This is a genomic window from Actinoallomurus rhizosphaericola (assembly GCF_024055675.1).
Taxonomy (GTDB): Bacteria; Actinomycetota; Actinomycetes; order Streptosporangiales; family Streptosporangiaceae; genus Actinoallomurus; species Actinoallomurus soli.
This window is the reverse complement of record NZ_JAMXMW010000033.1, coordinates 58,623-77,275: the sequence shown is the minus strand read 5'-3', so window position 1 is coordinate 77,275 and position 18,653 is coordinate 58,623. Positions and strand designations below refer to the sequence as shown.

18 protein-coding genes are annotated in these 18,653 nt (G+C 72.5%); 1 reads left to right on the top strand and 17 read right to left on the bottom strand.

Annotated elements, in window-relative coordinates; all coding sequences use genetic code 11:
• Positions 1–126: 126 nt before the first annotated feature.
• From NE234_RS42500 to dacB, 13 genes are all read right to left on the bottom strand, one after another.
• Positions 127–462 carry an MmcQ/YjbR family DNA-binding protein gene (locus tag NE234_RS42500; protein WP_252786845.1) on the bottom strand — a complete coding sequence of 112 codons (336 nt, stop codon included), beginning with the start codon at positions 460–462 and terminating at the stop codon, positions 127–129.
• A gap of 56 nt (positions 463–518) precedes the next feature.
• Positions 519–992, bottom strand: coding sequence for a DUF3180 domain-containing protein (locus tag NE234_RS42495; protein WP_252786844.1), 474 nt, complete (start codon positions 990–992; stop codon positions 519–521).
• Positions 989–1,510 (bottom strand): 2-amino-4-hydroxy-6-hydroxymethyldihydropteridine diphosphokinase, encoded by a 522-nt coding sequence (gene folK, locus NE234_RS42490; RefSeq protein WP_252786843.1) that lies wholly within the window; start codon positions 1,508–1,510, stop codon positions 989–991. Before folK ends, NE234_RS42495 begins: the two co-directional genes overlap by 4 nt.
• The gene (folB, locus tag NE234_RS42485) at positions 1,507–1,887 is read right to left on the bottom strand and encodes a dihydroneopterin aldolase (RefSeq protein WP_406567141.1); all 381 of its coding nucleotides are present in this window, start codon (positions 1,885–1,887) and stop codon (positions 1,507–1,509) included. The genes folK and folB overlap by 4 nt, the downstream gene beginning before the upstream one ends.
• Positions 1,884–2,315, bottom strand: coding sequence for a nuclear transport factor 2 family protein (locus tag NE234_RS42480; protein ID WP_252786842.1), 432 nt, complete (start codon positions 2,313–2,315; stop codon positions 1,884–1,886). Before NE234_RS42480 ends, folB begins: the two co-directional genes overlap by 4 nt.
• A complete protein-coding gene (gene folP / locus NE234_RS42475; RefSeq protein ID WP_454923409.1) occupies positions 2,312–3,163 on the bottom strand; it encodes a dihydropteroate synthase in 852 nt (283 codons plus the stop codon). The genes NE234_RS42480 and folP overlap by 4 nt, the downstream gene beginning before the upstream one ends.
• Before the next feature lie 26 nt (positions 3,164–3,189).
• Positions 3,190–4,929, bottom strand: a complete 1,740-nt coding sequence (locus NE234_RS42470) for a phosphatidylglycerol lysyltransferase domain-containing protein (protein WP_252786841.1) — start codon at positions 4,927–4,929, stop codon at positions 3,190–3,192.
• A gap of 325 nt (positions 4,930–5,254) precedes the next feature.
• On the bottom strand, positions 5,255–5,851 hold the full coding sequence (gene folE / locus NE234_RS42465; protein WP_252786840.1) for a GTP cyclohydrolase I FolE: 597 nt from the start codon (positions 5,849–5,851) through the stop codon (positions 5,255–5,257).
• A complete protein-coding gene (gene ftsH / locus NE234_RS42460; protein WP_252786839.1) occupies positions 5,848–7,863 on the bottom strand; it encodes an ATP-dependent zinc metalloprotease FtsH in 2,016 nt (671 codons plus the stop codon). The genes folE and ftsH overlap by 4 nt, the downstream gene beginning before the upstream one ends.
• Positions 7,864–8,054: 191 nt before the next feature.
• Positions 8,055–8,627, bottom strand: coding sequence for a hypoxanthine phosphoribosyltransferase (gene hpt / locus NE234_RS42455; protein ID WP_252786838.1), 573 nt, complete (start codon positions 8,625–8,627; stop codon positions 8,055–8,057).
• A gap of 59 nt (positions 8,628–8,686) precedes the next feature.
• On the bottom strand, positions 8,687–9,817 hold the full coding sequence (gene tilS / locus NE234_RS45725; RefSeq protein ID WP_308207002.1) for a tRNA lysidine(34) synthetase TilS: 1,131 nt from the start codon (positions 9,815–9,817) through the stop codon (positions 8,687–8,689).
• Between the two features lie 171 nt (positions 9,818–9,988).
• Complete coding sequence (locus NE234_RS42440) at positions 9,989–11,098, bottom strand: zinc-dependent metalloprotease (RefSeq protein ID WP_252786846.1); 1,110 nt, start codon at positions 11,096–11,098, stop codon at positions 9,989–9,991.
• A 196-nt stretch (positions 11,099–11,294) separates the two neighbouring features.
• A complete protein-coding gene (gene dacB / locus NE234_RS42435; protein WP_252786837.1) occupies positions 11,295–12,674 on the bottom strand; it encodes a D-alanyl-D-alanine carboxypeptidase/D-alanyl-D-alanine endopeptidase in 1,380 nt (459 codons plus the stop codon).
• 106 nt (positions 12,675–12,780) lie between these two features.
• Here dacB and NE234_RS42430 point away from each other — a divergent pair, with 106 nt between their 5' ends.
• Positions 12,781–13,269 carry an inorganic diphosphatase gene (locus NE234_RS42430; protein WP_252786836.1) on the top strand — a complete coding sequence of 163 codons (489 nt, stop codon included), beginning with the start codon at positions 12,781–12,783 and terminating at the stop codon, positions 13,267–13,269.
• Here the strand turns inward: NE234_RS42430 and NE234_RS42425 are convergent.
• The 4 genes from NE234_RS42425 to NE234_RS42410 form a co-directional block, all read right to left on the bottom strand.
• Positions 13,241–14,809 carry an NlpC/P60 family protein gene (locus NE234_RS42425; protein ID WP_252786835.1) on the bottom strand — a complete coding sequence of 523 codons (1,569 nt, stop codon included), beginning with the start codon at positions 14,807–14,809 and terminating at the stop codon, positions 13,241–13,243. The two genes, NE234_RS42430 and NE234_RS42425, sit on opposite strands and share 29 nt — an antisense overlap.
• 154 nt (positions 14,810–14,963) lie before the next feature.
• On the bottom strand, positions 14,964–15,620 hold the full coding sequence (locus NE234_RS42420; RefSeq protein WP_252786834.1) for a hypothetical protein: 657 nt from the start codon (positions 15,618–15,620) through the stop codon (positions 14,964–14,966).
• The gene (locus NE234_RS42415) at positions 15,620–17,314 is read right to left on the bottom strand and encodes an RNA polymerase sigma factor (protein ID WP_252786833.1); all 1,695 of its coding nucleotides are present in this window, start codon (positions 17,312–17,314) and stop codon (positions 15,620–15,622) included. Before NE234_RS42415 ends, NE234_RS42420 begins: the two co-directional genes overlap by 1 nt.
• Positions 17,315–17,539: 225 nt before the next feature.
• On the bottom strand, positions 17,540–18,601 hold the full coding sequence (locus tag NE234_RS42410; RefSeq protein WP_252786832.1) for a saccharopine dehydrogenase NADP-binding domain-containing protein: 1,062 nt from the start codon (positions 18,599–18,601) through the stop codon (positions 17,540–17,542).
• Positions 18,602–18,653: the final 52 nt, after the last annotated feature.

Here is an 18,653-nt window from a genome sequence, read left to right as displayed (position 1 = left end):
CGGCAGGCGGCAGGCGGCAGGCGGCAGGCGGCAGGCGGCAGGCGGCAGGCGGCAGGCGGCAGGCGGCAGGCGGCAGGCGGCAGGCGGCAGGCGGCAGGCGGCAGGCGGCAGGCGGCAGGCGGCAGGCTAGCCCTCGTAGGTCCGTGCGAGGCGCTTGGGAGCGGTGAGGCGCCAGGCGTCGGTGAGGAGCTCGCGGAGATGGTCGGGGTCGACCCGCGTGACGTCCACGCCGACCCAGCCGTGCCGTCCGACGTACGCCGGGAAGGAGAAGATCTCCGGCTCCTCGGCGAGCAGCGCCGCCTGCTCGTCCTTCGTGGCCTTCACGCTGGCCGACGCGCCGTCGTCCGACAGCATCGCGAAGATCCGGTCGCGGACCCGGAACGTCGGCCTGCCCCACGTCTCGCGCTCCTCGGCCTCGGGCAGCGCCAGCGCGATCTCCCGCAACTCCTCCACGGACGCCATGTGCCCCTCCTGTCCCGGTCGGCCGTCACGCGAAGCATGGCAGCCGCCACCGACACTCAGATGCGCGAGGCGTGCCGGTGGTCGTTCTCGTCCTCCGGGCCCTTCGGCACGCGGCAGGCGTACTCCAGGAACAGCGCCGCGCCGATCAGCGCGATCCCGGCCAGCGCGGTGCCGCCGCTGACGAAGAAGTCACGCCGGGGCGTCGGCTTGTCCAGCGACGAGATCAGGTAGATCGCCATGCCGGCGAAGCCGCCGGCCAGCACCGCGGCGGCGTGCGAACTCGCCTTGGCCAGGGCCGCCAGCCGGGCCGCGACCAGGGGCTCGATCGGCTTGGTACCGGGCTTGTGCTGGATCCGGGCCCGCGTGAAGAACGCGGTGTACAGCTCGCCGAGGGCGAGCAGCAGCAGCGACGGCACCATCGTCCAGGGCAGGATCGGCAGCGACGTGTAGAACAAGCGCACCACCGCCCACACGACGACGGCGACGCCGATCAGTACGGCGGCCAGGACCGCGATCCGGGTCGGCTTCACGCGGGCGGCTGCAGGGAGAGGTCGTCCCGGCGCCGGAGCTCCTGGCCGGCGACCGCGGGCAGCAGGTCCGCGACCCGGCCGCGGCCCGGCAGCGAGGCGTCCGGGTCGACGTCCACCCAGGGCACCAGCACGAACGCCCGCTCGTGGGCGCGCGGGTGCGGCAGGGTCAGCTCCGGGGCGTCGGAGGTGACGTCGTTCACGGTGACGATGTCGATGTCGAGCGTGCGCGGCCCCCAGTGAACGTCACGGACGCGGTCCATCGACTCCTCGATGTTCAGGACGCGTTCGAGGAGCGACTGCGGCGCCACGCTGCTGTCAGCGACGATCACCACGTTGAGGAAGTCGTCCTGCTCGGGGCCGCCGATCGGCTTGGTCTCGTAGACCGGCGAGATCGCGACGAAGTCGAGGCCGGGCGCGTCGAACAGCGCGTCGATCCCCTCCTGCAGGTTGTCGAGGCGGTCGCCGAGGTTGCTGCCCAGCGACAGCACGGTCCGGCTTTTCTGCTCAGAAGTCGTCATGAGCGGCTCCGGGTAATGGTCACGGCCACGTCGGTGAAGGGATGGGGCACAGGGGCGTTGGGCTTGTGCACGGTGATCTCCACGCTCTCGACCTGTGCCACGTCGAGGCAGCGGGCCGCCAGTCGCTCGGCCAGCGTCTCGATCAGGTTGACGGGTTCGCCTTCGACCACGGACACGAGCCGGTCGGCCAGTGCCCCATAGTCGACGGTACGCAATAGATCATCTCCGGCCGCGGCCGGGCGGATGTCAAGGCCCAACGTGACGTCGATGATGAACTCCTGGCCGAGCTCGCGTTCGGCGGGCAGGGCGCCGTGCCGGCCCCACGCGCGCAGGCCCCGGAGCACGATCCGGTCGCCGCCCACCTTGCCGTCGGTCACTCGACCTCTTCCTCCCTGCCCAGGACGGGTGAGCCGTGGTGGAGCCACAGCCGCCACCCGGCCTCCGTACGTACGAACACGTTGGTGGTCACCACGCTTCCCCCGGAGGTGAGCCCGATCTCGTTCTCCTCGGCGGCGGTGATGATGTTCTCCGCGCAGCTGACGACGGCCTGATCGCCGGAGATCCGGATCTGGGTATCGGTCAGCACGAACTGGATGTACGGGGTGTTGGCCATGATCAGCGCCCAGGAGCGCAGGACCGCGCTCCGGCCCCGGATCAGCGGCCAGCCCGGGTGGACGCAGACCACGTCGTCGGCGTACGGGCCGTCCGCCCAGACCGCGCCCATCCGGTCGAGGTCCGCGGACTCGAACGCGGCGTAGAACTCCGCGTGCACTCCCTCGACGGCCTGGACGTCCAGTTCGGTCACCGGGCGGCTCCCCAGGCGGCGGCGACGCGTACGGCGTCGGCGTTGGGCCGTACCTCGTGGACGCGGACGCACCAGGCTCCGGCGGCGGCGGCCAGCGCGGTGATCGCGACCGTGGCGTCGTCGGACTCGGCGAACGGGCGGGGCGTCCCGTCGGGGGCCGCGAGCAGCCGGCCGAGGAACCGTTTGCGGGAGGCGGCCACCAGAACCGGGTGGCCCAGGGCCCGCAGGGCGTCCAGGTGGGCGAGGAGGGTCCAGTTGTGGTTGTCCTCCGGCCGCTTGGCGAACCCGAGACCCGGGTCGACGACGAGCAGGGACGGATCGACGCCCTCCTCCAGGACCGCGTCGATGCGGGCGCGCAGCTCGTCGCGCACCTCGCGGACGACGTCGGCGTAGACCGCGCGCTTGTCCATGTCATGGCTGTGCCCGCGCCAGTGCATGACGACGTACGGGACGCCGGCCTTGGCCACCGCGCGCGGCATGGCGGGGTCGGCCAGCCCGCCGCTCACGTCGTTGACCAGGCGGGCGCCGACGGCGACGGCGGCCTCGGCGACCTCGGCCCGCATCGTGTCGACGCTGACCGGCACGCCCTCGGCGGCCAGCGCGTCGATCACCGGGATGACCCGGCGCAGCTCCTCGCGCAGCGAGACCCGCTGCGCGCCGGGCCGCGTCGACTCCCCGCCGACGTCGACGATGTCGGCGCCCTCGGCGACGAGGGCGAGGCCCCGGCGGATCGCGGCGTCATGGTCGAACCAGGCGCCGCCGTCGGAGAACGAGTCGGGCGTGACGTTGACGACGCCCATGACGAGGCAGCGCCCGGGATCGGGCAGGCCGGCGACGCTCATGGTCATATCGTCAGCCTAGTGGGGCCCCGCCATCACGGACGTTTCAGACCGGGGATGCGCAGACGCGGCCAGACGATGAACGCCTCGGCCTCCAGCGCGGCCAGGGCGATCCGGGGCGCGTCGTTCAGGCTCGGGTAGACGAAGAACCTCGGCTGCCACACCGGCTGGAACTTGGCGTTGAACTTGTACAGCGACTCGATCTGGAACCAGCGGGACAGGAAGATCAGCAGGCCGCGCCAGGCCTTGAGGACGGGACCCGCGCCGATCCGCTCACCTCGCGCCAGCGCCGCGCGGAACACCGCGAAGTTCAGCGAGATCCGCTTGACGCCCAGGTCCGGGGCGGCCTTGAGCGCCTCGACGATCAGGAAGTCGTTGAGGCCGGGTTGGGCGGACCGGTCGCGCCGCATGAGGTCGAGGGACAGGCCGTCCGCACCCCACGGCACGAAGTGCAGGATGGCGTGCAGTTCGCCGTCCTTCTTCGCGGTGGCGACCACGCACTCCTCGTCCCCGGACTCACCCACCCGGCCCAGCGCCATCGAGAAGCCGCGCTCGGTGTCGGTGCCACGCCAGGCGTCCGCCTGGGCCCACAGCGCCCTCAGCTCCTCGGGCGCGAAGTCCTTCTCGCGGCGCACCTCGGCGGTGTAGCCCTGCCGGGCCACGCGGTTCACCATCTGCCGGACGTTGCGCATCGTCCGGCCCTCCAGGGAGAACTCGGCGGCGTCCACGATCGCCTCGTCACCGAGTTCGAGCGCCGACAGGCCCGTGTCGCGGCACCAGACCTCCGCGCCCAGCTCGCTGCAGCCCATCACGGCGGGCGCCCAGGCGTGCCGGGCCGCCTCCTCCAGGAACGCCTGGATCGCGCCGGGCCACGCCTCCGGGTCGCCGATCGGGTCACCGCCGGCGAGCATCACCCCGGACACCACGCGGTACGTCACGCACGCCTTGCCGGTCGGCGACCAGATCACGCTCTTGTCCCGGCGCAGCGAGAAGTAGCCGAGCGAGTCCCGGTGGCCCTGCCGGGAGAGCAGGGCCCGGATCCGTTCCTCGTCCTCGGCGGACAGGGAGGGGGCGGGCTCGGCCGGGCGGAGGAAGAGGAAGGCCGTCGTACCCCCGGTGAACAGGCCGAGCGAGCCCAGGATCAGGCCGAACAGGTCGTTGCGGCGCTCGGAGACGAACGTCACCGGACCGGTGACGCCGAACAGGCCGCCGACCACGTGCCACAGACGCTCGGAGAAGGAGTAGTCGCGGACGAGGCCGTGCCGGTTCACCGTGATGAACAGCAGGCCGACCCCGACGCTGGCCGCCGCGAGGAACGACCCCACCCACAGCGCCCGCCACCGGGTCCGCGGGTCGCCGGTGGCGTAGAACTCGTCGCGGAAGTACAGCAGCGCACCCAGCATCGCCGCCGCGACGATGGCCGACAGCGCGAAGTCCTTGACGACGTGCGAGACGATCGTGAAGGCGAGCAGGCCGACCACCGCGCGCCACGCGCGCCGCTTGCGGCGGCGCAGGGCGTGGGACAGCAGGAGCAGCAGCAGCCCGGCGACGAGCGTGGCCGTACGGGCCGCGTTGTTCACGGAGCCGGGGACGTACTCGTCGAGCCGCACCATCCGGCGGTGCCACTCGGGCAGCAGTGCTCCGACGACGTCGTGCAGGCCGATCAGGAAGGACAGCCATCCGGTGACGGCCGGCACCCAGCGCCGCTGAAGGCGGCGCTCCAGCGAGGCTCCACCCGGCTCCGGGCGTACCGGCGCGTCCTGCTTCGTCCCCATCACGGCCCCACAGCGTCGTCATCCGGGCGTGCCCGGTCTGCCATCTACACCGACCTCGATTCCTCGGAGTCCGGCCGCAGTCTCCCGCGATGCGGGGCTACTCGTTCGACGATTGGTCAAGGCATGGAGTTCGCCACGAGTCCGTTCGGTGAGAAGGCCGTCACCCTGAGGGCAGGTATCGGCACCGTCGGTCCCGAGGAAAGGCGCTGAGAGCCGAGGAGAGCACGGAGCCGAGGAGAGCACGGAGCCGAGGGGGTGCCGGAGCCGAGGAGAGCGCCGGTGCCGGCACCGAGCAGGGCGCCGGTGCCGGCGCCCTGTCGGGGAGTCAGCGGCCGAGGATCAGGCTCATCGCCTCCGCGCGGGTGCTCGGCGACTCGCGGAAGTCGCCCCGCACCGCCGAGGTCACCGTCCTCGCGCCGGGCTTGCGGACCCCGCGCATGGTCATGCACAGGTGCTCGGCCTCGATGACGACGATCACGCCGCGCGGCTTGAGGAACTCCATCAGCGCGTCGGCGATCTGGGAGGTCATGCGTTCCTGCACCTGGGGCCGCCGCGCGTACACGTCGACGAGCCGGGCCAGCTTGGACAGCCCGGTGATCTGCCCGCGGGCGTTCGGCGTGTAGCCGACGTGCGCGACGCCGTGGAACGGCACGAGGTGGTGCTCGCAGGTGCTGTACACCTCGATGTCCTTGACGAGCACCATCTCGTCGTGGTCGGCGTCGAACACGGTGGTGAGGACGTCCTCGGGCCGCTGCCGCAGCCCGGCGAACTGCTCGGCGTACGCCCGGGCGACCCGCGCCGGGGTGTCGAGCAGCCCGTCGCGGTCGGGGTCCTCCCCGACCGCGAGCAGGATCTCCCGGACCGCCTTCTCGATTCGAGCCTGGTCGACCGGCGGTCCGTGCGGGACGAGTCTCTCGGTCACGCCTTACCTTCGGTATCGCTGTCCTGGTGGTGCTCACCGAGCGCCGGACGGGACGAGCCGCTGCCGTTGCCCTGGGTGAGGTCCTGGACGTCCTTCGGGCCGAGCAGCGCCAGCTCCTTCGGCGTCAGCACCGGCGGGCGGTCCGACGGGAGCCGCTTGCCGTAGCCGCTGTACGACGGGGCGGCCGGGCGCTTCGTCACGGGCTCGAAGATCTCCAGCACCTGCTGCTTGGAGAGGGTCTCCTTCTCCATCAGCTGGAGCACCAGGTTGTCGAGCACGTCGCGGTACTCGACGAGGATCTCCCACGCGATGTCGTGCGCCGACTCGATCAGGCGGCGGACCTCGTCGTCGATCGCCGAGGCGATCTCCTCGGAGTAGTCACGGGTGTGCGACATCTCCCGGCCGAGGAACGGCTCGCCGTTGCCCTCGCCGAACTTGCGGGCGCCGAGGCGCTCGGACATGCCGTACTCGGTGACCATCTTGCGGGCGATCGAGGTCGCCTTCTCGATGTCGTTGGCCGCGCCGGTGGTCGGCTCGTGGAAGACCAGCTCCTCGGCGGTACGGCCGCCGAGCAGCATCGCGAGCTGGTCGAGCATCTCCGACCGGCTGGCGAGGAACTTGTCCTCCATCGGCAGCGTCATCGTGTAGCCCAGCGCCTGCCCGCGCGACAGGATCGTGATCTTGTGCACGGGGTCGGCGTTCGGCAGCGCGTGCGCCACGAGCGCGTGACCGCCCTCGTGGTAGGCGATCGTCTTCTTCTCCTTGTCGGACATGACCCGGCTCTTGCGCTCCGGCCCGGCCATGACCCGGTCGATCGCCTCTTCGAGGGTGTTCATGTCGATCTGCTTGCGGTCCATACGGGCCGTCAGCAGGGCCGCCTCGTTGATCACGTTGGCGAGGTCGGCGCCGGTGAACCCGGGCGTACGGCGCGCGATGGTGTCCAGGTCGACGTCGGGCGCGAACGGCTTGCCACGGCCGTGCACCCGCAGGATGCCCTTACGGCCCTCCAGGTCCGGCCGGTCGATGACGATCTGCCGGTCGAAGCGGCCCGGGCGCAGCAGCGCCGGGTCGAGGATGTCCGGCCGGTTCGTCGCGGCGATCAGGATGACGCCGCCCTTGACGTCGAAGCCGTCCATCTCGACGAGCAGCTGGTTCAAGGTCTGCTCGCGCTCGTCGTGGCCGCCGCCGAGACCGGCGCCACGGTGCCGGCCGACCGCGTCGATCTCGTCGACGAAGATGATCGAGGGGGCGTTCGCCTTGGCCTGCTCGAACAGGTCACGGACCCGGGAGGCGCCGACACCGACGAACATCTCCACGAAGTCCGAACCGGAGATCGAGTAGAACGGCACCCCCGCCTCACCGGCGACCGCCCGGGCCAGCAGGGTCTTACCGGTACCGGGCGAGCCGTACAGCAGCACGCCCTTGGGGATCTTCGCCCCGATCGCCTGGAACTTGGCGGGGTTCTGCAGGAACTCCTTGATCTCCTGCAGCTCCTCGATCGCCTCGTCCGCGCCGGCGACGTCCGCGAAGGTGGTCTTCGGGGTGTCCTTCGTGACCAGCTTGGCCCGCGACTTGCCGAAGTTCATCACCCGCGAGCCGCCGCCCTGCATCTGGTTCATGATGAACAGGAAGATCAGCACGACCACGACGATCGGCAGGAAGCTGAACAGCAGGCTCAAGAAGACGTTCTGCTTCGGCACCGAGGTGTTGTAGCTCGTCAGCTGGCCCTGATCGGCCTTCTGCTGGAGGAGCTTGGCCAGGTCGTTGCCCTGGCCGCTGACCCAGGAGGCCTGCATCTGCTTGCCGTTCTTGAGCTTGACCTCGATCCGCTGATCCTTGTCGATGATCTGGGCGGACTTGACCTGGTTGTTCTGGATGGCCTGGACGACCTTCGAGGTATCGGCCTTCTCGTACGAGCCGCCGGGATTGATCCCGTACATGACGAGGAGCACCAGCGCCCCGAAGGCCAGAATCCACAGCAACGGCCCGCGAAAGTAGCGCTTCAGATCCATTTATGCGGTGCCCCACGATGGGGCCCGTCCCTCCTGACCAGCGTCTCCAAGACCCCGCCGCGAATGCGCCGAGGCGGCCTTCCCGAGTGTGGCTCCCCGCATTACAGCCGGGATACCGAAGGTACACCGGTCTCACGGAAGACCGCAGCACGACGACCGGTGCCCTACTTCGCAACTAGCAACGTACTAAGCTAACCCTCTTGTTCCCCACTTCCACCGTAGACGTGTGGGGCAAGTGTTCCCACGAACGGAAGGTTGCGGTAGCGCTCGGCGTAGTCCAGGCCGTAGCCGATCACGAACTCGTTCGGGATGTCGAACCCGAGGTACTTCACGTCGACCTCGATCTTGGCGGCGTCCGGCTTGCGCAGCAGCGCGCAGACCTCGATGGACGCCGGGCCGCGCGACTCCAGGTTGCTCATCAGCCAGTGCAGGGTGAGCCCCGAGTCGATGATGTCCTCGACGATCAGGACATGGCGGTCCATGATGTCCGCGTCGAGGTCCTTGAGGATCCGTACGACGCCGGAGGACTGGGTCCCTGAGCCGTAGGAGGAGACGGCCATCCAGTCCATCGAGACCGGCGAGTGCAGCGCGCGGGCGAGGTCCGCCATGACCATGACCGCGCCTTTCAGCACTCCGACGAGCAGGATCTCCCGGCCCGCGTAGTCGGCGTCGATCTGGGCGGCGAGCTCCCGGATCTTGCTCTGGAGCTCCTCCTCCGGGATGAGCACCTTTTCGAGATCTGCCCGCATGTCCGTTTCGTCCACCGCAGAGCCTTTCGCGATCATGACGTCCAGTTCGCGCCCGCCTGAAAACTCCTGGTTGCCTACTTATCGGAGGATTCGGACGGCCCGAAGAGCAGCCTTTCATACCGGCGCCAAGCCCGAACGCGGCCGGGTAGGTCCACGTGGGACTGGCCCCGCCAGGCCGTGACGAGGGCGTCCACCGCGTCGACATGGACGGCCGCCAGGCTCCCCGGCGGGCTGCCCGCCGCGATCGCCGCCCGGCGCAGCACCCGCGTGCGCACCGCCCGCGGCAGCCCGGCAAGCGCCTCAACGGCCAGCACGGTCTCCCGGCCCTCCGCCGAGCCCCCGAGCGCCGCGTGCCCCGGTCCGCCTCCGCCGCCCTCGGCCTTCCGGAGAGCCGTGGCTCCCTCGGCCTTCCGGAGAGCCGTGGCTTCCTCGGCCTCCCCGACCGGGGCTCCCTCGGCCTCTCCCGGCTCCCCGGCCTCCCGGAGCGCGCGCTCGGCCCAGGCGTCGAGGGCGTCGGCGTCGTCGCGCAGCATCCGCGCCGTACGGGCCAGCGCGGCCGCCATCCCGGGCCCGAGCTCCTTCTCCAGCAGCGGCAGGAGGTCCCGGCGGATCCGCGACCGGGCGAACGCCGGATCGCCGTTGTGCGGGTCCTCCCACGGGTCCAGGTCCATCGCCAGGCAGGCGCGGCGGACCAGATCGCGATCGAGGTCCAGCAGCGGCCGGCGGTAGGGGCCCGCCGCCTTCGCCATCCCGGCCAGAGAACGGGCGCCCGAGCCGCGTGCGAGACCGAGCAGCACGGTCTCGGCCTGGTCGTCCCGCGTATGTCCCAGCAGGACCGCGGTGGCGCGGTGGCGCGCGGCGGCGTCGGCGAGCGCGGCGTACCGCGCGTCGCGGGCGGCGGCCTCGGGGCCGCCGGACGTTCCCACGGTGACGCGCACGGCCTCGGCAGGCTCGAGACCGAGCCCCGCCATCGTCCGTACGACCTCGGCGGCGCGTTCGGCCGAGCCGTCCTGCAGGCCGTGGTCGACGGTGACGCCGCCCGCCCGATGACCGGATCTGGCCGCCTCGAACGCCAGCGCCCCCGCGAGGGCAAGGGAGTCGGCGCCACCGCTGCACGCGACGAGCACGAGGTCGCCCGCGTCGATCTCGCGGAGAACGCCGCGGACCGCGAGGCGTACCGCCGCCACCGCCGGATCAGGTCCCACGGCCCCATTCTCCAGCTCCCCGCCGACCCGAGAAGCGCCTTGGGGTGATTCCCCGGTCCGGCACCGAGCCGAGGAGCGCCTTGGGAAACCGACCGGCCCGCCGAGCGCCTTGAGGGCCGGCCGCCCAGGGCCGCGCCTTGGGATCGGCTCGCCCGAGGAGGGCCTCGGGGGTCAGTCCGCTGTGGGCGGCAGCTCCGGCTTGCCGATCACCCGACCGACCCACAGGGCGGGATCCTGGATCTCGGCGTGCGTGGGCAGCGTGTTCGGCGAGGTCCAGACGCGGTTGAACTGCTCCATCCCGACCTGCCCGATCACCGTCCTGACGAACCGTGAGCCCTCGGCGTACTGCTTCATCTTCAGGTCGAGGCCCAGCAGGCGGCGCATGACCCGGTCCACCCCGGAACCGCCCTCGCGGCGGTGCTGGAACTTGGCACGGATGTCGGCCACGCTCGGCACGACCTCGGGGCCGACGGCGTCCATCACGTAGTCGCCATGCCCCTCGGCCAGCGTCATCACGGCGGTGAGACGGTCGAGGATCTCTCGCTGCTCCGGTGTCTGGATCGCGTCGATGAGGTTGCCCTCGCCGCCGCGCACCGCGTCCGCGACGGCCTCGCCCACGTCGCGCAGCCGGTTGAGCAGCGCGCCGGGATCGAGGTCGGCGGCGAGCAGGAACGCCGTCATCTGGTCCTGGACGTAGGCGCGTAGCCACGACACCGAGGCGAACTGAGCGCGGTGCGTCTCCTCGTGCAGGCAGACCCACAGCCGGAAGTCATGGGTGTCGACGTCCAGCTCCTGCTCGGCGTGCACGATGTTGGGCGCGACCAGCGTCAGCCGCCCCGTCGGCGCGCGGCCCGCCGGGTCCGGCGGCAGGAACAGCTCGTACTGGCCGAGCACGCGGCTGGCCATGTACGCGAGGATCGCCCCGACCTGGGCCCCGGTGACCCGTGAGCCCACGGCCTGGATGACCGCGCCGCCGGCGCCGCCGCCGATCCCGCCGAGCATCCCGCCGCCCCGGCGCTCCTGGAGCTGCTCCATCAGGGGCTCGAGGACGACGCGGAAGCCGTCGACGTTCGCCTTGATCCAGCCCGGCCGGTCGACGACCTTGGCCGGGGACGGGTCCAGCCCGCCGTCCATCCCGGTGAACTCACGGACGTGGCCCTGCGCGATCCGCGACAGGTCTCTGAGCTCGGCGACGACCTGGCGCGCCTCGGTGGGGCTCACCTGGGGTCCCGAGCGGACGAGGCGGGTCCCCGTCTGTACGGCGACGTTCCAGTCGATCATGGATGCTGGCATCACGTAACCTCTCCGGCCGGGCACCTCTAACGGTACGTCCCCGCTGTTGTCGGGGGCATGCCCATATCTCGTCCAACGCGCGAACGGGCCGGATCGACTCCCACGGGCCGCCCGGCGGCACGGCCCCGGGCCGCCACGCGGGCCGGGGCCGAGGTCGCCGCGCGGAGCGGGCCCCGGGGAGTCGTCAGCGGCAGCCGCAGGTCGCGAGGCTGCCGGCCAGGCCGTCCAGCGCGGCCAGCGCGGCGCTGGGGTTCGCGACGTGGTTGGCCATGAAGGCGAACGACAGCAGTCGGCCGTCGGAGTCGTACACCACGCCGGCGAGGGTGTTCACGCCGTTCAGCGTGCCGGTCTTGCCGCGGACGACGCCCAGCCCGGCGGCGGAGGAACCGGTGCGGTAGCGGCCGGCGAGAGTGCCGGAGAAGCCGCCGATCGGCATCCCGGACATGATCGAGGCCAGCTCCGGGTGGCTGGGCGAGGCCGCGGCCACGAGGATCCGGGCCAGGCCGTTCGGGGTGATGCGGTTGTCGGGCGACAGGCCGCTGCCGTCGACGGTGGCGATGCCGTTCGCGAGGCCGAGCCCGGCCAGCACCTCGTGGACGGCCGCCGCGCCCCCGGCGAAGGACGCCGGCCGGTGGCGGGCGAGGGCCACCTGACGGGCCATCGCCTCGGCCATGTCGTTGTCGCTGTTGGTCAGCAGCTGTTCGACCAGCGCCGAGACGGGCGGGGACTGGACGGCGCCGAGCTGCTGCGCGCCCTGCGGCGCGGTGGTCTGGGACCCGAGGGTCGCGGAGATCCCCTGTTTGCGCAGCAGCTTCACGAACGCGTCGGCGGCGATGCGGGGCGGGTTCTGCACGCGTACGTGCGAGGTCGGGGCGACCCTGCCCTCGTCCACCTCCAGGGCCCACACCGTGGAGACGTCGCCTTCGCCGATGTAGTTGGCCTTCCAGCTCGGCCCCATCTGCTTGCCCTGGAACAGCGACACGTCCCAATCGACGCGCGCGCTGCGGGTGCCGGCCGCCTTCAGCGACGTGGCCGTCTGCTTCGCCAGGTCGGTCAGCGAGGCCGGGCGCGGATACGCGTTCTTGCCCGGCGAACGGGTCAGGGACGAATCGCCTCCACCGACGAGGATGACGCCGCCACCGCCCTTGACCACCTTCGTGGTCAGCCGGTGTTCCGGCCCGACGGCGGCGAGCACCGCCGTCGACGTGACCAGCTTGGTCGTCGACGCGGGAACGGCCGGCCGGTCGGCGTTGCTGGCGTACAGCGCCCGCCCGGTGCTCACGTCGATCACGGTGCCCGACAGGTTCGCCCCCATGCCGGACTGCCCCATGAGGCCGTCCAGCCGGGACGTGAGGCTGCCCGAGCTCGGCTCCGGCGCGGACGCGGTCGTCGGGCTCAGCGCCGGTGCCGCCGCCGTCAGGATCGTCCGCTCTGCGACGGTTGGAGGCCGTACCGCCAGGGAACGGTCCGGTGTGAGCTTGACCACTGCGAGCGCGGCGGCGACAAGGAAGACGTTCAAGAGCGCCAGTGTGAGCATGGCCACGACGCGCTCAGGCCTCGGCACGTGCGCCCCTCCCCCATCGTCGTGCACTCACCACGGTGCGAGATCCTTGTACGAGCCAACATCCAACCAGAACAACCTCGGCCCGCCCCGGGGAGCGGAGGACATTGTGGAATTCGACGTCACCATCGAGATCCCGAAAGGCCAGCGCAACAAGTACGAGATGGACCACGAGACCGGCCGAATTCGGCTGGACCGGATGCTGTTCACCTCGACCCAGTACCCGGCCGACTACGGATTCATCGAGAACACGCTGGGCGAGGACGGTGACCCGCTCGACGCCCTGGTCCTGCTGCAGGAGCCGACGTTCCCCGGCTGCCTGATCCGCTGCCGCGCCGTCGGGATGTTCCGGATGACCGACGAGGCGGGCGGTGACGACAAGGTGCTGTGCGTGCCCGCCACGGACCCGCGCATGGAGCACCTGCGCGACATCCACCACGTCTCCGAGTTCGACCGGCTGGAGATCCAGCACTTCTTCGAGGTGTACAAGGACCTCGAGCCCGGCAAGTCCGTCGAGGGCGCGAGCTGGACCGGCCGAGCCGAGGCCGAGGCCGAGATCGAGCTGTCGGTCAAGCGCGCGGCGCAGCACGGTCACTGAGCAGCGGCGCGGCGACAGGACGGGTGGCTCCGGCGTAATCCGGACGGAACGCCGGAGAGATCCGCACCCGCGCGCCGGTGAACGGCGCTTCCACCATCTGCCCGTTTCCGATGTAGATCCCGACGTGGTGGATCGTGCTCGGGTCGGCGGGATTGTGCGCGAAGAAGACCAGGTCCCCTGGGCGCAGTTCGCCGCGTGACGGGTGCGGACCGGCGTTGTACTGCGCGGTCGCGTAGTGGACCAGCCGGACCCCGGCCTTCCCCCAGGCGTACGTCACCAGGCCCGAGCAGTCGAACCCCACCGTGCCCGCCCCCTGCGCGATGCCCCGGGTCGGCCCGGTCTCGTTGCCTCCGCCCCAGGAGTACGGCGTGCCGAGCCACTTCAACGCGGCGGTCGCGGCGACAGAGCCCAGGTCGGAGCCGCGAGCGAGCCCACGGACGAGCGCCCGGTCACCGGTGCCGAGCCGCGTCCCGGCTAGCGCGACCTGATGCGACGAGGCCCCGACGGGGACCCCTGCGTGGAGCGACGTTCCGGCGGGCACGTCCTGCTGCGGCGAGGTTCCGGTGGGCACGACCTGGTGGGACGAGACGGTCCGCTCGGTCCCGATGCTCGCGACGCGGGCCTGGTCCAGGGCCGCGGTCCGGGCCTCTTCGAGGGCCGCGACGCTGGTCCGGGCGGCCTCCAGCTCGGCGATCAGGGCGGCCTTCCGCTGCTGGATCCGCTGTACCGCCTCCTGCTGGCGCGCCACCGCCTCGACGGCCGCCTGCCGGGCGTCGGCGGCGCTGCGTACGGCCTCCTCCTGGGCCGCGAGCGCTTCGCGCGCCTGAAGTTCGGAGACGTCCGCGGCGGTCTGGGCCGCGGCCTCCCGCTGGAGCAGGGCGCGTCTGCGATCGACCGGCACCTGCGTCGTCGCCCGCGTGCCGGACCCGGCGGTTTCTCCCGCACCGCCCGAAGCGGCAGGTCTTCCCGCGCCGCCGGAAGCGGCGGATCCTCCCGCGCCGCCGGAAGCGGCGGGTCCTCCCGCACGGCCGGAAGCGGCAGGTCTTCCGGCGCCGCCCGAAGCGGTAGGTCCGCCCGCACCGCCGGAAGCGGTGGCCACGGGCGGCGGGCCGCCCTGGCCGCGGTGGGCGCCGACCGCCATCCTCGCCACGTCGTCCCGTACCTGTGCGAGCCGGCGCCGCGCCTGCGCCGACCGCCGCGCCGCCGCCTTGTAGGCCGCCTTCGCCTGGTCGAGCTTGACGCGTTCGGCGTTGTAGCGCTCGACGGCGCTCTCCGCCTGGTCGCCCAGGTCGCCCAGCAGCCCGTCGGCCTCGGCGAGTTCGGCGTTGATGCGTCCGACGCGGGCGGCCTGCGCGCGCACCCGCTCCCGGCCCCGCGCGACGTCACGCGTGGTGGGTCCGGTGTCCGTGCCCGGTGCGGGCCGAGCCCCCGGAGCGGCCCCCGCGAGGACCTCGGCGCCGGCCGGGCCGGCGGCCTGACCGGTGATCGCGCACGTCGCGACCACCACGGCGCCGAGCCGGCGCCGGACAACAGCTGACACAGTGCCCCCTCGGACCCCGTTTCCTCGTGAGCGATCTGTCACTCAGTTAGCCCCAGGAGTCACAAGGGAAACACCGGTCACAGTCGTGATTTCCTCAGGAGGCGGGCGGCGCCGACCGGCGGCCAGACCCGGAGGGCCGGCGCATATCAGCCCGTCAGGCGCATCTCAGGAGGCGGCCGATCCATGGCCGTACGGCCGACTTGGGCGGCAGCGGACCCCGGGGATACGTGAAGATCGGCACCTCGTCCCCGTGGCCGGCCCGCAGCTCGGCCGCCTTGCACCAGTCGGCCGGGGTACGGGTCGCGGCCCAGGCCAGGGCGAGCGCCTGGCGCACCTCGGGGATGCGGTCCCACAGCTGCAGCAGGGTCACGGTCGCGTGCGCGGCGGCGTACCCGTCGTCGGGATAGGCGCGGCTGGCGAAGAACGGAGCGGTCACCCTGCCGCCGTGCGCGGTGGACAGCGCCCACGTCCAGTTGGCGACGACCAGCTCACGGACCGGATCGGCGAGCCGCTCGGCCGCGCCGTACATCCGCTCCTGGCGGCGGCCCGTGAGCCGGTGGGTGTCGAGCAGCCAGTCGATGTCTGCGGGGGCGTCGCCCTCGGCGAGCCAGGCCAGTACGGTCAGGCCGCGCGCCGACTGCAGGCGGCACAGCTCGGCGACCTCGCGGCGCATCCGGGCGCCCGGCTGCAGCCACTGCGGCCACGGCGCCCGCTGGATCCGCTCGACGACGTCCGCCAGCCGGGGCGGGACGGCGAGCGGCGCGACCAGGTCACCGCGCAGGTCGCCGGGGCGGACGGTGTACGCCGCCATCAGGGGCTCCCCGGCGCGGACGGCGCGGGGTTCCCGGCCGGGTCGGGTCGGCCGTCGCCGGTGTGACGCTCCCCGGACCGCCGGTCCTCGGACTGTGGTTCGGGCGCGGGGCGTCGTTCCGGCGGGCCGGACTGCGAGGAGGGCGGGGTGCTCGGCGGCGGGTCCGACGGTCGGCCGGACGGCGGCGGCGAAGACGGCGGAGCCGGGGTCGACGGCGGCGGGGACGTCGGTTCTGCCGGGGTGGACGGCGGCGGCGTCGGTGGGGACGGCGGTGGGGACGGTCGCGTCGGCGGGGCGGACGGCGAGGACGGGGGCGGGGCGGACGGGCCGCTCCAGTCGACCACGACCCGCGCCCCGCCGGGCCAGAAGGTGATCACCGCTTCGCCCGGGCCGTCGGCGGGGGCCTGCACGTGGACGGTGGCGGGCAGGAGGTCGGCGGGCCCTTCCGCGGGCTCGACGGTCGCCGCTCCCGTCACCGCGGCGTGCCAGCCGGCCGCTCCCCCACCGACCGCCTGGATCGTGAGGACGCCCGTGCCGCCGGGGGCCAGGCTCAGCCGGGCGGGCACGACGTAGATCCACCCGTCGCCGGGGGCGGGCGCGAGAGGCGCCGGCTGCTCCGCCGGCGCCATGGCCGGGGCCCGGGGATCCAGCGCGAACGTCGCCGCGACGGGCCGTCCGACCGCCGGAGGCGCGACCAGGCCGGGGCTGGGCACGCGCGTGTGGGGCGGGGAGGCGCCGCCGGCGACGGCGGGAGCGTGGCGGGTGTCCCGGCCGATCCACGGGAAGACGGCCGCGATCCCGACCGCGGTGACGACCGCGCCGGCCGCTGCGGCCAGGCCCCGCGGCCACCGCGCGTCACGGACGGGCGGGTGTGCGCGCCCCGGCCCGTGCTGCCGGGGGAAGCCCCGGGCCCCGAAGCCGCGCAGGCGGGCGGCGGCGAACAGCCGGTAACCGGCCAGCCGCGGGTCGGTGAAGCAGCCCGTGATCTGCCGGCGCAGGAAGTCGGGCGGGGCGGCGTGCGGCAGCAGGGCGCAGACCTTGGCGGCGGAGATCGTGCGCGGCAGGTGGGCGGCGCAGACGTCGCACGCGATCCCGTGGCTCACGAGGGCCTCGCGCACGTCGTCGCCGAGCTCCCCGCGGCGGTGGCGCAGGATCGCCGCCCGGCCGTCGCACTCGAACGCGTCCTCGTGGGCGAGGATCTCCGCGATGACGGACGCCTCCAGCAGCTCACGCGCCTGGACGATGAGGTCCGCCACCTCGCGGGCCGGCAGGCCGATGATCCCGGCGATGTCGGACGGTCCGAGGGAGTGGCGGTGGTGCAGGTCGAGGAGCTCCTGGCTGAGCGCCGGCAGGCCGGTGACCGCCCGCCAGGCGATCACGCGCAGATCGACGTCGTCCTGGTCGTGGCGGGCGACGGGGAGGTCCGGGTGCAGCGCCCCCGGCGGCCGCCGCCGTCGGCACTCGATCCGCGCGAGGGCGTACAGCCACGGCCCGAGCCGCTCAGGGGAGCGCAGCTCGCCGATGTGGGCCTCGGCGGCGAGCAGCGCGTCGCGGAGGGCCAGCTGCACCGTCTCACGGGTGCGCAGCTGGAACCAGCAGTAGTCGTAGAGGCGATCGGCGTAGGCGTCGTACACCGCGCCGACCGCGCCGGGATCGCCCGACCGCAGGCCATCGACCAAGAGGCGGTCTTCCATGCCGCGAAGGTAAAGCCTTTTCCGCCTCGCATTCAACTGTTTCCCGCGGCCCTTGCGTAGATAATTCGTCCGCGCGAAATAAACGATCTCTGTTCGGCGGAATTCTAGGTAGTAATATCGGATTTAAGCGATTCGCCGGGGGAAGTCACCGCAGATGCTTCACCACAGTCGTGTACGGCCTGAACAGCGCGAACGACCTCAGACCACGCCCGTACGGCCACGGCCTCAGCCGGTGACGCGTGATATCCCCGCCATGGCGCAGCCGGCCTCCAGCTCGGACAGCCCAAAAGCCGCAACCGGCCCAAGGGCGCCCGTTTCTGTCATTCCGCTGGCGGCCTGACGGGCGCCCCAGGCGACGATTCCGGCCGTGAAATCGTACGGGTCGCCGCCCGAGAGATGGACCTCCGTCAGCAGGCCGCCCTGCGCGTCATAGGCGGCGGCGACGATCCGCGACGTCAGCGTGCCCTTGCCGGCCCGGCGGCGGGCCAAGCGGGCCAGCCCGCGCCCGCAGAAGCCGATCGTGGCGGCGGCGGCGCGGCCGCGCGGCAGCCGGGCGGCGATCCGCGAGGCCGCGCCGAACCAGCCGAGGTAGACGTTGACCTCGCGCAGCCCGGGATGGGAGGCCGGCAGCGTGAAGTGCTCGGACCCTCCGATGGACATGCCGGGGCGCGAGCGGCCCGCCATCTCGAAGTCCCGCACCCGGCACCGCGGTTCGTCCACGACGCCGTCCTGGTAGGTGTACGTCCGCGTGGCGAGCAGGCCCGGCGCCGACGCGAAGGTGCCGGCGGACAGGCCGCGCACGAGTGATCCGCCGCCGAGGAAGTAGCCGACGTCGACCCGCGCGGCGTCCTCGCCGACCCGGTCGAGGGCCAGCGCGCAGGCGAGGTTGCCGGGCACGTGGTGGTAGCCGAACGCGGGAAGCAGGGCGGAGCTCGCCTTGGCGCCGTACTCGTCGAACACCTCGCGGATGAACCGCGGCTCCCCGGCGGTGTCGAGGTAGTGCGCCCCCGCGTCGACCGCCGCGGCGAGGGCCGCGTGGCCGTGCCGCAGGAACGGTCCGACCGTGGAGACGAGCACGTCGTCGCGTTCGACGAGGGAGCGGACCGTCCACGGGTAGTCGGTGTCCGCGTACGCCGTCTCCAGGCCGCCCAGCTCGGCGGCCAGCGCCGCGAGGGCGTTGGCGTTCCGTCCGGCGAGGACGGGGCGTACTCCCTGGTCGACGAGCGCCCGGGCGGTCAGGGCGCCGGTGTAGCCGGTCGCGCCGAAGATCACGATGCGCCCCTCCATGCGACCTCCCCGGCTGCGAAAAGATGTTCGGCTGTTGCGCTGAGCGTACTAA

What these genes read in the sequence shown, in the direction of transcription:
- NE234_RS42440 (WP_252786846.1), bottom strand. Translation starts at nt 11,098, where the DNA reads ATGATCGACTGGAACGTCGCCGTACAGACGGGGACCCGCCTCGTCCGC.
- folP (WP_454923409.1), bottom strand. Translation starts at nt 3,163, where the DNA reads ATGACCATGAGCGTCGCCGGCCTGCCCGATCCCGGGCGCTGCCTCGTC.
- NE234_RS42415 (WP_252786833.1), bottom strand. Translation starts at nt 17,314, where the DNA reads ATGGAAGACCGCCTCTTGGTCGATGGCCTGCGGTCGGGCGATCCCGGC.
- NE234_RS42410 (WP_252786832.1), bottom strand. Translation starts at nt 18,601, where the DNA reads ATGGAGGGGCGCATCGTGATCTTCGGCGCGACCGGCTACACCGGCGCC.
- folK (WP_252786843.1), bottom strand. Translation starts at nt 1,510, where the DNA reads ATGACGACTTCTGAGCAGAAAAGCCGGACCGTGCTGTCGCTGGGCAGC.
- NE234_RS42470 (WP_252786841.1), bottom strand. Translation starts at nt 4,929, where the DNA reads ATGGGGACGAAGCAGGACGCGCCGGTACGCCCGGAGCCGGGTGGAGCC.
- ftsH (WP_252786839.1), bottom strand. Translation starts at nt 7,863, where the DNA reads ATGGATCTGAAGCGCTACTTTCGCGGGCCGTTGCTGTGGATTCTGGCC.
- NE234_RS42500 (WP_252786845.1), bottom strand. Translation starts at nt 462, where the DNA reads ATGGCGTCCGTGGAGGAGTTGCGGGAGATCGCGCTGGCGCTGCCCGAG.
- NE234_RS42420 (WP_252786834.1), bottom strand. Translation starts at nt 15,620, where the DNA reads ATGGCGGCGTACACCGTCCGCCCCGGCGACCTGCGCGGTGACCTGGTC.